Genomic DNA, 13,514 nt, shown 5'->3' with positions numbered 1-13,514 from the left:
CTGAAAGCACCTTTAAGTCACCGAAATCGCGACATTTTTAGTGACCGCGACTAGCCCCGATTAAAAATTCGCAATTGCCATGAAACCGTCATCAAAACCCTGTAGGCTATATCGGTTTGCTCCCGCTCCAAGCCGCCACTTGCCGCCGCCTTGCGGCCCAGAGTATTCCAATGCCCCCAAAAACCCCCGCGACTCTTGGTGATCGCGTCGACCAAAAGGTCTTCGACGCCATTTACTCCCGCGCACTGGTCTACAACACCTGCTGGGAGGACCCGGCCATCGACCGTCAGGCGCTGGCCATCAATGCCAGGGATCACATGCTGGTCATCACCAGCGCCGGCTGCAATGTGCTGGACTATGCCCTGGTCGGCCCGGAGCGCATTCATGCCGTCGATGCCAACCCGCGCCAGAACGCGCTGCTGGAGCTAAAACTCGCCGCCATCCGAGCGCTGGAGTTCGAGGACTTTTTCGCCGCCTTCGGCCATGGCTATCACCCGCGCATGCAGACCCTCTATGAGCGTGAACTGCGCGCCAGGCTCAGCGACTTTGCCCGCGTCTTCTGGGACAAACGCATCCGCTGGTTTGGCCATCCGCGCGGGAGTTTTTATTTTCACGGCCTCTCTGGCACGGTCGCGCGCGCCTTCCATGCGTATTTAAAGATTCGCCCGCGCCTGGCGACCAGCATCGAGGACCTTTTCGCCACCCGCTCGCTGGAAGAACAGCGCCACATCTACGACACCCGGGTCGATCCGCTGATCTGGACCAAGGGCCTGAACTGGACCCTGTCGCGCCAGTTCACCATGAGCATGCTGGGCGTGCCCCATCCGCAGCGCAAGGAGGTGCAGCAGCAACACGACAGCGGCGTGGCCGGCTTTGTGCGCGAGGCCATTGGCTATGTGTTCCGCCAACTGCCAGTCTGGACCAATTATTTTTGGTCGGTCTATATTCGTGGCCGCTACACCGAGCACTGTTGTCCCGAATATCTGAAAGCGGACAACTTCGCGCGGCTCAAGGCTGGCGCGGCCGACTGCATTGCATTGCATACCTCGACCGTCGCGGATTTTCTCAAGCATCACCAGACACCCATTTCCAAATTCGTGCTGCTCGATCACATGGACTGGATGAGTTCCTACGAGCCCGAAGCCTTGGCCGATGAATGGGAGTGGATTCTGGCTCGCGCCCGCCAGGACGCCCGCATCATTTTCCGCAGCGCCCACGCCGCGCCCAAGTATCTGGAATCCCTTGAGATAGGGCCCGAGCGCAAGCATCTGCCCGAGCGCCTGCAATTCCATCCCGAACTGGCGGCGGAGCTTCAGGCCCATGATCGGGTGCATACCTACGCCGGATTTCACATCGCCGATGTCCGGGCCTGATTGCCCACGACCTGATTTTTTTGGAGCCCCGGTCTTTTTGGAGCCCCGGTCTTTTTGGAGCCCCGGTCTTTTTGGAGCCCCGGTTTTTTTTGGAGCATTGGAATTGCCTAGTTTGGAGTCACCAGAACCCAAAAGCCCAGCGCCGCGCCGAGGTCTGGGCGCGGATCTGCGCATCCTCTTGCATTTGCTGCGCGGCCAGCCCAAGGACGGCGATCAGCGCGCGCGATTGGAGGCTTTTTATGGCCCCCAGGCCGGACACTACGATGCCTTTCGTGACCGCCTGCTGCATGGGCGCGAAGCGCTGATCGGGGACATTCAAACCGCTCTCGGAAATGCCCTGCCTGGCGCCCACCTGATCGAGCTCGGCGGCGGCACCGGACGCAATCTAGAGTTTTTCGGTTCGCGGCTTGCTGACTTTGGGCAAGTCACCCTGGTCGACCTCTGCCCGGCGCTGCTCGCCCAAGCGCGGGAGAAATTCGCCGGGCGCAAGCAGATCCAGCTCATCGAGGCCGACGCGACGCGCTGGCAGCCCGAACAACCGGCAGATGCCGTCTATTGCGCTTATTCCCTGACCATGATCCCGGACTGGCGCGCGGCGCTGGCCAATGCCATCACCATGCTGAAACCCGGTGGAGTCTTTGGCGTGGTGGACTTTTATGTTTCAGCCGCCCGCCCGCCGGCCGATCAAATCCGCCACAACACCCTGACCCGCGCCTTCTGGCCACGCTGGTTCGCGCACGACGGCGTGCATCCCGACCCCGCCCACCTCGCCGCGCTGCGCGAGCACTTTTCCGACCACCAAGTCACCGAGTCGCGCGCGCCCGTGCCCTATCTGCCTGGGCTGGCGGTACCCTACTATCGCTTTATTGGGCGCAAGATCTGAGCCCCCTTCCCTCGCGGAAATCTTTTCGCTACAGGTTTTCTTGCGAGAAGCAGCCGGAAGGGTTCGCGCACGATGAACAACTCATGTCGCCGACAAGAATCCGCTTTAGCCTAAAGCGGGCGCTTGCTTGGATGAGCTTGTGCCCTTGCTCGGTCAGCTCGCCCGGCGGACCTTGGATGCTTTTCATCCTCGTGGCCGCATCGGATGCGGTAGGGGTCAGGGGATCAGCAAGCGCCGCCCCGGCCAGCAGGCCCGATAGACTTGGCAGGACTAGGTAACCCGTTATCAGGACGGGCATCAGGACGGGCATTAGTCGCATGCCTATCTCCATTGTTCTCTGATATCGATCTCGGGGGTGTCGATCTCGGGTGAACCCTGCTCCACCACTGGACGCATCGCGTCAGGCCAAGCGGCTACAAGCGCGCGGACGACTTTCCCGCCGCGTTCTTAGCTTAGCCGCACCTTGCGCGTCAGCTCCGCGCCGCCCGCGAGCAGCGCCGCATCCGTCGGTCAAGCGGCTTCGGCGTCCCTGTCGTTCGCTTTGAGCACGGGGGCCAGGCCGCGCGCACCAACATCAGGGGATAGCGCGGATAGCTGGCGCGCTTCCGCTATTCATGGAAGACCGCGACGCTCGGCTCCACATGGGCCTCTTGCCATACCATTATTGCGCCAGGCAAAACCAGGAAGAGAAGAAAGAAGCGGCAGAATGCGCACGCTGTCATCCAACCGAGCGGCTTCGCTGGCAGCGGCAAACTTAATGGACTGGCGGGGATAATCGAGGATGAAGTTATTGATGTTCTAATCGTGGCTCATGGTTGCCCCTGGCAGCGCGCGCCGGTATCGGGCATTTGGGTGTCGGCTGTCGTGGGGGGAGTTTCGCCGATTTGGTAGCGTGGTGAGAGTGGGAGCGGCTTTCGCCGCGAATGGCGCGCCACGCATACCCCAAACACGAAAAACCCCGCCCCAAATGAACGGGAGCGGGGTTGGAAAAGGGTGTGGGCATCCGTGCCATTCAGGTCAGGGGCGCCGGGCTTGGCATGTGCCGCGCCCGCCAAATGGCTCGAAAATTAATTTTAGCACTGACCCCTTTAAGTCGCTTTAAGTCGCTTTAAGTCGAAAATTAATTCGAACCAGGCCCCTTTAAGTCGAAGATGGTCTCTGGGGTCTCGGCGCTGAGGATGCGTTTCGACCATTGCAGCAGTTCTTTAGGGTCGGCGCCAGAGATGCGCTCGCGATGGGCGTCGAGTGAATCTGCACCGAATTTTTCTTGCAGCTGAGCCATCAAGATGGTGGCTTCACCCTGCTGCACTCCCTGGTCAATAAAGCGATCAGCAAAGGCGCTCATGGTTTCTGTCTCCTCGGCATAGTGTTGTTGGTAGCGCTGGCGTTCATTGTCATTGAGCTTGGCATAGATGTCGACAAAGTCGAGGTATTTGATCTGACGCTCGTGGTCGGGTTCCAGGGTGCGCAGTCCGCGCACCGCTTGGGCGTAGACTTCGACCTTCTCCTCGGGCGCATAGCGCATATTGGGCAGGTTCAGCCGTGCGACCAGGTTGGGGCTGTCGAAATAGGCTCTTGCCTGGAGTCTGAATAACGGCCAGGCAAGATAGCTGAACTGAAGATAATCGCGCGTGTCACTGCCCAGAGTGAGTGTTTCATCGAAGGTGCCGGGGTGAAGGAAGATCACCACCGGCACCACGCGCTCGGTGTGGTAGAGCTCGGCCAAGTCCAGGCAATAGTGTGCCAGGCGATGGATCGAGAAGCGCTTGGGCTCGGTTTCTTCCTCGAAGACAAACAGCAGCGCCTGGCGGCGTCCATCGGGCCATTCCAGCAGCAGCGGCACATCCAACTCGCGAAAGCGATCACCCAAGCGTTCCTTCAGCTGCTCCTCACGCAGCGGCAGAATGCGCACGCTGTCATCCAATTTTGCGGCCTCGCTGGCAGCGGCAAATTCAATGGCCTGGCGTGGGTAGTCGAGGATGAGATTTTTGAAGTTCTGATCGTGGCTCATGGTTGCCCCTGGCAGCACGCGCCGGTATCGGGCATTGGGTGTCGGCTGTCTTGGGCGGAGTTTCGCCGATTTGGTGGCGTGGGTGAGAGTGGCAGCGGCTTTCGCCGCGAATGGCGCGCCACGCATACCCCCAAACACCAACAACCCCGCCCCGAATGGCCGGGAGCGGGGTTGGAAAAAGGTGTGGGCATCCGTGCCCTTCAGGTCAGGGTGACGGGCTTGGCATGTGCCACGCCCGGTGGGTGGCTTGAAAATGAATTCGAACCAGGCCCCTTTAAGTCTTCTTTAAGTCTTACACTCAGTGGAAGATGGTCTCGGGGCTGTCGGCGCTGAGGATACGACCCAACCAAGTGTCGAGCTGCTCAAGCTCCGCCTGCTCGATGCGCTCGCGATGGGCTTGCACGGCCGCGGGGCCAAATTTTTGATCAAGCTGGCGCAGCAATGTTCTGGCTTCACCCTGCTGCACTCCCTGGTCAATAAAGCGATCAGCAAAGGCGCTCATGGTTTCTGTCTCCTCGGCATAGTGTTGTTGGTAGCGCTGGCGTTCATTGTCATTGAGCTTGGCATAGATGTCGACAAAGTCGAGGTATTTGATCTGACGCTCGCGGTCGGGTTCCAGGGTGCGCAGTCCGCGCACCGCTTGGGCGTAGACTTCGACCTTCTCCTCGGGCGCATAGCGCATGTTGGGCAGGTTCAGCCGTGCGACCAGGTTAGGGCTGTCGAAATAGGCTCTTGCCTGGAGTCTGAATAACGGCCATGCGAGATAGCTGAACTGAAGATAATCGCGCGTGTCACTGCCCAGAGTGAGTGTTTCATCGAAGGTGCCGGAGTGAAGGAAGATCACCACCGGCACCACGCGCTCGGTGTGGTAGAGCTCGGCCAAGTCCAGACAATAGTGTGCCAGGCGATGCATCGAGAAGCGCTTCGGCTCGGTTTCTTCCTCGAAGACAAAAAGCAGCGCCTGGCGGCGTCCATCGGGCCATTCCAGCAGCAGCGGCACATCCAACTCGCGAAAACGATCACCCAAGCGTTCCTTCAGCTGCTCCTCGCGCAGCGGCAGAATGCGCACGCTGTCATCCAACCTAGCCGCTTCGCTGGCAGCGGCAAATTCAATGGCCTGGCGTGGGTAGTCGAGGATGAGATTTTTGAAGTTCTGATCGTGGCTCATGGTTGCCCCTGGCAGCACGCGCCGGTATCGGGCATTTTGATGTCGGCTGTCGTGGGGGAAGTTTAGCCGATTTGGTGGCGTGGGTGAGAGTGGGAGCGGCTTTCGCCGCGAACGGCGCGCCACGCATACCCCCAAACACCAACAACCCCGCCCCGAATGGCCGGGAGCGGGGTTTGAAAAAGGTGTGGGCATCCGTGCCCTTCAGGTCAAGGGGTGCCGGGCTTGGCATGTGCCGCGCCCGGTGCGTAGCTCGAAAATGTATTCGGACATGGCCCCTTTAAGTCCACTTTAAATCCTATGTCCCCGGAATTCCGGTAGCCAGCGAGATCATTGAGGAGAATTAAGTATACTGTCCCAGCAATTCAATTCGAACCGTGCCCCTTTAAGTCGAAGATGGTCTCTGGGGTCTCGGCGCTGAGGATGCGTTTCGACCATTGCAGCAGTTCTTTAGGGTCGGCGCCAGAGATGCGCTCGCGATGGGCGTCGAGTGAATCTGCACCGAATTTTTCTTGCAGCTGAGCCATCAAGATGGTGGCTTCACCCTGCTGCACTCCCTGCTGCACTCCCTGGTCAATAAAGCGATCAGCAAAGGCGCTCATGGTTTCTGTCTCCTCGGCATAGTGTTGTTGGTAGCGCTGGCGTTCATTGTCATTGAGCTTGGCATAGATGTCGACAAAGTCGAGGTATTTGATCTGACGCTCGCGGTCGGGTTCAAGGGTGCGCAGTCCGCGCACCGCTTGGGCGTAGACTTCGACCTTCTCCTCGGGCGCATAGCGCATGTTGGGCAGGTTCAGCCGTGCGACCAGGTTAGGGCTGTCGAAATAGGCTCTTGCCTGGAGTCTGAATAACGGCCATGCGAGATAGCTGAACTGAAGATAATCGCGCGTGTCACTGCCCAGGGTGAGTGTTTCATCGAAGGTGCCAGGGTGAAGGAAGATCGCCACCGGCACCACGCGCTCGGTGTGGTAGAGCTCGGCCAAGTCCAGGCAATAGTGTGCCAGGCGATGCATCGAGAAGCGCTTCGGCTCGGTTTCTTCCTCGAAGACAAACAGCAGCGCCTGGCGGCGTCCATCGGGCCATTCCAGCAGCAGCGGCACATCCAACTCGCGAAAGCGATCACCCAAGCGTTCCTTCAGCTGCTCCTCACGCAGCGGCAGAATGCGCACGCTGTCATCCAATTTTGCGGCCTCGCTGGCAGCGGCAAATTCAATGGCCTGGCGTGGGTAGTCGAGGATGAGATTTTTGAAGTTCTGATCGTGGCTCATGGTTGCCCCTGGCAGCACGCGCCGGTATCGGGCATTGGGTGTCGGCTGCCATGGGGGAAGTTTAGCCGATTTGGTGGTGTGGGTGAGAGTCGGAGCGGCTGTCGCCGCGAACGGCGCGCCACGCCAACTCCAAACACGAAAAACCCCGCCCCGAATGAACGGGAGCGGGGTTGGAAAAGGGTGCGGGCATCCGTGCCCTTCAGGTCAAGGGGTGCCGGGCTTGGCATGTGCCGCGCCCGGTGATTGGCTCAAAAATTTACTCAAACTTTACCCCTTTACTTTCACCGGCCACCAGCCAAGACAACTCATGGGACAGGCTAGATCAGCCGAAGAAAGGAGCTCCCATCGCCGGACCAAGCTCTCCGAAGTCACCCATGCCGGTTATTATGACCAAGTTGTCCATTGTAAACTGAGAGTTAGTTGCGCCAAGACCCGCATCAGTGCCCCCTGAACTCGTCATGAGGACTTGATCCAGATTCGTGAATTCTTCACCCTCGAATTGAGCAAAATCGATCTCTTGTGGATCCTGTGGATTGAGCACTAGGTTGGCGTTGCCAACCTCGACTCCATCGCGAAACGCTTGTACTAGCAAGTCTAGACCATTGTTCCAGGCAGCGGCGAAAAAACCTGACGAGAGACCAAAGGTCTCGTTGTCAGGCGCCGAGAGGAGCATCGGCTCTTCGAAGCGGTTGTACGCAGAAGCAGTGCCAGATTCAACAAATTTTATCAGTTCCATATACCCGCTGTCGTCGTACTTGCGGCCGTCGTCAGCGTCGATAGTAGGGTTGATTACCCAGCTGAGCTCCCCCCAATTCAGGCCACCATAACCGTCTGGAATGGCGTCCGTGTTTTCTTCAATCTCTAGCAAGTCCTCAAAATCCAGAAGCACCAGAGTTTCCCCAATTTGAACAAGCCAAGGCCAGGGATCTCCTGCTGCTGGGGAACTTCCGTTCACTGGGGAGCCGGGCTCGGCGTCATTTCCAGTGAGTCCATCCCCGGTTGCGGCCAAATCACCAAAGAAGCTGCTGCCAGCGCTTTTTTCCAGCGAGTTTCTAACAAATTTATAGTTGACGTCATCTGGGGAAAAAACCAACTGGTAGTCAAAACGGCCATCGCCGCCATCGTCCGCACCGCTAAGGAAATTGGTCACAACCACCGTTAAACGGCCAGAATCCGGAGAGGTTACCATGACCCATGGGTCACCGAATGGGCCAGGATGATTAATTTCATCATCACCAGAAGCAAGGAAATTGATAGTAGCTCCTGTCAAGTTATCTGCCACACCAAGCGTCCCGCTAGCTTGGAAATCGCCAAAGGAATTGAACTCCGCGAACACCCACATTCTTGGATCGAGATCGAACTCCAAGCGGTTCGCGCTGATACTATAATCTGTGTTCGGCGATACACTCACAAAGTGATAGCCACTTAAGGCATCATCGGCAGAACTCGAACCGCCCTGCGCGGAGACCGATCCCCGCTCACCATTGCCCGCCCCGCCGAGCAGGTTCGTGCCTTGCTCTTTCATTGTCGTGATGGCGCTGCCAGTTGAGGACGCACCACCGAAGAAACCGCTGCCGCCGCCACGGCCAGAGCCGCCGAAGGCACTACCAGTCGTTGGGGTGGAACCAAAAAAAGCCATAATAACGCTCCTATAAGATGCAACCCGACCCTAAGGCCTACAGGGATGTGAAGATGCGAACCTCTGCCATGGCCATCACAGGATAAGCTAGCTATCGTAAAGCTATGACGTCTGCTCGGACCGGACACTTAAACGCTGAATGCCAAGGCTGCGAATCAGCGCCAGGAGGGCCCCGCAACCGGCTTAGTCCTACCTGGGAAAAAGCCACCGCCATGACCCTGCGAGCACCCATGCAGCATTAAGAATACCATGATTTCGGTGTCGGCAACACAGCTCATCCTCTGTTCCCTCCTGCCTACCAGCTTCCCCTTGGTCCGCCACCCTGCCCCACGTGAGTAATGGCTCAACCATGAACTATCCTATTGCATAAGCACCTATTTCTCCCAAGGACACAATTCCTGTGACCTCATATTGCTTTCCCATATTTCCGCGGCTTTGCGTAAAGTGGAGCGACCTGTTCACTTTAAGATAATTGAGGTGTTAATACGTGAAAAAACGCGGAATTGCATCGCGGCTGTCCTGTGATGAGCAACCGAGACCTAAGAGAATCCTCCGCAAGAGAGCGCGGATCTGGGGTGCTGGAGAGTGAAAATCCTGGATCCAGCAAATACAGTCACTGGACAAGCATTGTTACCCGAGTGGGAGTGGCTTGGATCATTCATCGGCCGGTATAAAAGAGCACGAGTTCTTTTAAAAGCGGGGTTTGATGGGTTGCATCTTGTAGAGGTCAGAGGTAGAGCTATCAATTAATTCGAGCCTGACCACTATTGGCTTGAGACGTGAACGCAGAGTACTGGAAGCCTGCGATCTCGCATTACCAGTGATGAGGTGGACGTCCTTGCCTAGGTGGTTCCAATAGTAATTTGAGCCGGAGAGTAAGCCGGGAACTTGTCCGCGTTTAGGTCAAGGTTTGTTTTCTCTGTTTCCGCCTGGTTTCCCGGCGGTGCCACAATATTATGACCATGCGCAGCTTTGTTACCCGGCTCCTCGCAGAACCGGACTTGGAGTGTTACACCATCCGGCTCCCAGTCTGAGTCATCCACCAAGGGACGGGGTAAAGGTTGTGGCGAATTTCTGCCTTGGGCAGGAGGCGGCGTATGTAGGCCGAGAATTGCTTCCAGTTAAGCGAGCGCTTCTGGCTTCGCCTGTTTAGCCACGTAAACAGCAGCCGTTGGGCAAAGTAGATGTAGCTCGACAGCCCGCGACTGTTACCGCTGACACCATAGTACTGAATGTGTCCTTGCAGATGCCTCGCAAGAAACGCCACCATGGCGTTCCCTCCCTCAGTACGCATCTCCCGCAGGCGGTCGTTGAGGGCCTTGAGCTTCTTGCGCAGGCGCTTGCCGTCGGTTTTGCGACCAACAACGAAGCGCCCCGTCCGACTCCGACCCACATAATGGGTGAAGTCGAGGAAGCTGAAGGTGCGTGGTCCTTGGTATTGCACCCGCGAGCGTCCAAGCCCTCTTGATGTCAACAGGGCACTGCCAAATTGCAGCAGCGCCGTCTTGCTCGGCTCGATCTCCAGATCGAACTCGGCCAAGCGCTTTTGCATTTCGGTGAGAAAGGCGCGGGCGTCGACCTCGTGCGTGAAGCAGGCCACATAGTCATCGGCGTAGCGAATCAGGTAGGCCTTGCCCGCGCACTGCTTTGCAAAACGCTTCTCGAACCAAAGGTCGAGCACGTAGTGCAGGTAGATATTACTCAGTACGGGCGAGACCAATCCGCCTTGCGGCGTCCCTTCGACGCTGGCTGCAAATACGCCATCTTCCATGATGCCGGCTTTCAGAAACCGCTCGATGATCCGTGGAAGGTTCGGATCGCCGATGCGATGTTCTAGAAAGCGCAGCAGGTGGGCATGGGAGACGTGGTCGAAGAAGCCTTTGATGTCAGCTTCAACCACCCCGCAACGTCCGTTCGTTGGTGATGACCTCCGCGACCCGACGTAGCGCATCATGCGCACTGCGCCCAGGGCGAAAGCCATAGGAGCAGTCCAGAAACTCCGGCTCCCAGATGGCCTGCAAGATTTGGCTGAGGCGATCCTGCACCAGACGGTCCTCAAAACTCGGAACACCCAGCGGACGCATGCGTCCGTCCCCTTTCGGGATGTAGGTTCGCCGCACCGGTTGCGGCCGATAGCCCAGTCGGCGTATCCGTGCCGACAAGTCCTCCAAGCGAGCCAATAGGCCCTTGGCATAGTCCTCCTTTCTTACCCCATCAACTCCGGGCGCCCTGTGCCCAATCGGGGCGTCCGTCTTGGCGTCCGAAGCTCATCAAGCAACCCCTCGGGATCAAACAACAACCCCATCAGGGAGGTGAACCGCGTGCGCAGTTCCTCGCGCGCCTTCAGTGTGAAACGTTTCAGTTTGGTTGTCACGCTCTTAGTCCTCTCAGCGTAGGGACGTGTGTCACTGTCACGTTATCTCAGACCGCCACCCCTTATGCTCGACCCGCATTACCGGGCGTCATCGCTCTTACGAGTGGCTCCGACTTCCGTGCACCACCGCCGGCGTCCTCGCTTTTTACACTTGTTCGCCGGTGCCCGCCTCCAGCGGACCGATGCACGGATCTCCCTGGTTACCACGTGCTCTCAATATAAGGCTCGACACGGCCTCGGACCCCGGGGAGTATCCATGCCACTGACCAGTGACGCGACATGCATTGTTGCCTGCCGGGGGGCCAAACCCGTCGGCACTCTCCAACGTAATTTTCGGGGCTCTACACCTTCAGGGTCGGCTTCACCCGTTACCTTTGCACCTCGCCTGTTTTCACGCCTACGCATCGTCGCGTCAGTTACCCTTCGCGCCGCAAGACTTGATACTGGGCTCGCGGCTCACGATGACCCAGGCGGGACTCTAACCCGCTAGAACACGCGGCCTTGCCAGGCCGCACTGGCCCTATTAATTCGTATTAATTCGTATGACCTTATTGATTCGTAGCCAGCGAGATCATTTTAGAGAATTAAGTATACTGTCCCTGCAATTCCCGAATGAACGGGAGCGGGGTTTGAAAAAGGTGTGGGCATCCGTGCCCTTCAGGTCAGGGGTGACGGGCTTGGCATGTGCCGCGCCCGGTGGGTGGCTTAAAAATGAATTCGAACCTGGCTCCTTTAAGCCCAAACCCATCCTACCTTGCTATTAATTCGCTATTAATTCTTATGATCATATTGATTCGTAGCCAGCGAGAACATTGAAGAGAATTAAGTATACTGTCCCTGCAATTCCCTGCAATTCCTCCCTTGCTACGGGAGCTGGGCATGTTGTCGGGAAATAACGGATGGGAGGGAGATGCCATGACGAATTATCGGCGGATGCGGGTGGCGGGCGGGACGTATTTTTTCACGGTGAAGTTGCGCGATCCGGAAAGTCGGTTGCTGGTGGAACAGGTCGGCGCGTTACGCGCGGTGTTTCGCGCGGTGATGACGGCGCATCCGTTCGCCATCGACGCCATTGTGATCATGCCCAATCATTTGCATGCGTTGTGGACGTTGCCGCCGGGGGATTGGGATTACAGTACCCGTTGGCGGCTAATCAAGGCGGCGTTTTCGCGCACAATCCCCCCGGGCGAACGGTTGTCGGCCAGCCGTCAAGCCAAGGGCGAGCGCGGGATTTGGCAGCGGCGGTTTTGGGAACATAGCGTCCGCGACCAACGGGGATTCAACAACCGATTCCATTACATCCATTTCAACCCGGTGCGGCACGGATACGTCAAGCAACCGGGCAAGTGGCCGCATTCGTCATTCCATCGCGCCGTGCGCCAAGGCATTTATCCCCCCAATTGGTGTGCCGACACCATCGGACCATTCACGCTCCCCCCCGACGAAGACGATTGACCCCGTCACCGTAGGATGGGTAGAGCGAAGCGAAACCCATCATTCCCGCCCGATGGCACCAAATCAGCACGAAAAAAAAACGCCCCAGTGTTTCCACAGGGGCGTTTGAGTTGTGCTCAGGCTTGGGGTGTGATGGGTTTCGCTCGCGCTCAACCCATCCTACCTTGCTACCTTGCTATTAATTCGTATGACCATATTGATTCGTAGCCAGCGAGAACATTGAAGAGAATTAAGTATACTGTCCCTGCAATTCCCAATTGGTGTGCCGACACCATCGAACCATTCACGCTCCCCCCCGACGAAGACGATTGACCCCGTCACCGTAGGATGGGTAGAGCGAAGCGAAACCCATCATTCCCGCCCGATGGCACCAAATCAGCACGCAAAAAAAAACGCCCCGGTGTTTCCACATGGGCGTTTGAGTTGTGCTCAGGCTTGGGGTGTGATGGGTTTCGCTCGCGCTCAACCCATCTTACCTTGCTACCTTGCTATTAATTCGTATGACCATATTGATTCGTAGCCAGCGAGAACATTGAAGAGAATTAAGTATACTGTCCCTGCAATTCCCAAGGCATTTATCCCCCCAATTGGTGTGCCGACACCATCGGACCATTCACGCTCCCCCCCCGACGAAGACGATTGACCCCGTCACCGTAGGATGGGTAGAGCGAAGCGAAACCCATCATTCCCGCCCGATGGCACCAAATCAGCACGAAAAAAAAACGCCCCGGTGTTTCCACAGGGGCGTTTGAGTTGTGCTCAGGCTTGGGGTGTGATGGGTTTCGCTCGCGCTCAACCCATCCTACCTTGCTATTAATTCGTATGACCATATTGATTCGTAGCCAGCGAGAACATTGAAGAGAATTAAGTATACTGTCCCTGCAATTCCAGCGCGCGCCGTTATCGGGCATTTGGGTGTCAGCTGTCATGAGGGGAGTTTAGCCGATTTGGTGGCGTGGGTGAGAGTGGGAGCGGCTTTCGCCGCGAACGGCGCGCCACGCCAACTCCAAACACGAAAAACCCCGCCCCGAATGAACGGGAGCGGGGTTGGAAAAGGGTGCGGGCATCCGTGCCCTTCAGGTCAAGGGGTGCCGGGCTTGGCATGTGCCGCGCCCGGTGAGTAGCTCGAAAATGTATTCGGACATGGCCCCTTTAAGTCCACTTTAAATCCTATGTCCCCGGAATTCCGGTAGCCAGCGAGATCATTGAGGAGAATTAAGTATACTGTCCCTGCAATTCCCGTCCCTGCAATTCCCAAATGAAAAACCCCGCCCCGAGGATTCGGGAGCGGGGTTGTTTTGCCAATGGGTATCGTGACCAGCCGGGGTGCTTACCCGGTCTTCACC

Annotated in this window: 8 protein-coding genes and 1 pseudogene; 3 read left to right on the top strand and 6 right to left on the bottom strand. The window is 57.5% G+C overall.

What is annotated here, in order from left to right; translation table 11 throughout:
• The first annotated feature begins 170 nt into the window (after positions 1-170).
• Positions 171-1,373: a DUF3419 family protein gene (locus tag Thiowin_RS02550; protein WP_328986178.1), complete on the top strand. Its 1,203-nt coding sequence runs from the start codon at positions 171-173 to the stop codon at positions 1,371-1,373.
• Positions 1,374-1,476: 103 nt separating this feature from the next.
• Positions 1,477-2,256, top strand: coding sequence for a class I SAM-dependent methyltransferase (locus Thiowin_RS02545; protein WP_328986177.1), 780 nt, complete (start codon positions 1,477-1,479; stop codon positions 2,254-2,256).
• Between the two features lie 1,120 nt (positions 2,257-3,376).
• Here Thiowin_RS02545 and Thiowin_RS02540 read toward each other — a convergent pair.
• The 6 genes and pseudogenes from Thiowin_RS02540 to Thiowin_RS02515 form a co-directional block, all read right to left on the bottom strand.
• A complete protein-coding gene (locus Thiowin_RS02540; protein ID WP_328986176.1) occupies positions 3,377-4,267 on the bottom strand; it encodes an RpnC/YadD family protein in 891 nt (296 codons plus the stop codon).
• 298 nt (positions 4,268-4,565) lie between these two features.
• Positions 4,566-5,435, bottom strand: a complete 870-nt coding sequence (locus Thiowin_RS02535; RefSeq protein ID WP_328986175.1) for an RpnC/YadD family protein — start codon at positions 5,433-5,435, stop codon at positions 4,566-4,568.
• A gap of 362 nt (positions 5,436-5,797) precedes the next feature.
• Entirely contained in the window at positions 5,798-6,700 is a 903-nt protein-coding gene (locus Thiowin_RS02530; protein WP_328986174.1) for a hypothetical protein, read from the bottom strand.
• Positions 6,701-7,022: 322 nt separating this feature from the next.
• Positions 7,023-8,339: a hypothetical protein gene (locus Thiowin_RS02525; RefSeq protein ID WP_328986173.1), complete on the bottom strand. Its 1,317-nt coding sequence runs from the start codon at positions 8,337-8,339 to the stop codon at positions 7,023-7,025.
• A gap of 1,009 nt (positions 8,340-9,348) precedes the next feature.
• Positions 9,349-10,423: pseudogene (locus Thiowin_RS02520) on the bottom strand (reverse transcriptase domain-containing protein).
• A 122-nt stretch (positions 10,424-10,545) separates the two neighbouring features.
• Entirely contained in the window at positions 10,546-10,713 is a 168-nt protein-coding gene (locus Thiowin_RS02515; protein WP_328985932.1) for a hypothetical protein, read from the bottom strand.
• Between the two features lie 915 nt (positions 10,714-11,628).
• Here Thiowin_RS02515 and Thiowin_RS02510 point away from each other — a divergent pair.
• Positions 11,629-12,168 (top strand): REP-associated tyrosine transposase, encoded by a 540-nt coding sequence (locus tag Thiowin_RS02510; RefSeq protein WP_328988188.1) that lies wholly within the window; start codon positions 11,629-11,631, stop codon positions 12,166-12,168.
• Positions 12,169-13,514: the final 1,346 nt, after the last annotated feature.

This window comes from Thiorhodovibrio winogradskyi (assembly GCF_036208045.1).
GTDB classification, from domain to species: Bacteria; Pseudomonadota; Gammaproteobacteria; order Chromatiales; family Chromatiaceae; genus Thiorhodovibrio; species Thiorhodovibrio winogradskyi.
Note: the sequence above shows the minus strand (reverse complement) of the source record. Positions and strands in the feature narration are given on the sequence as shown.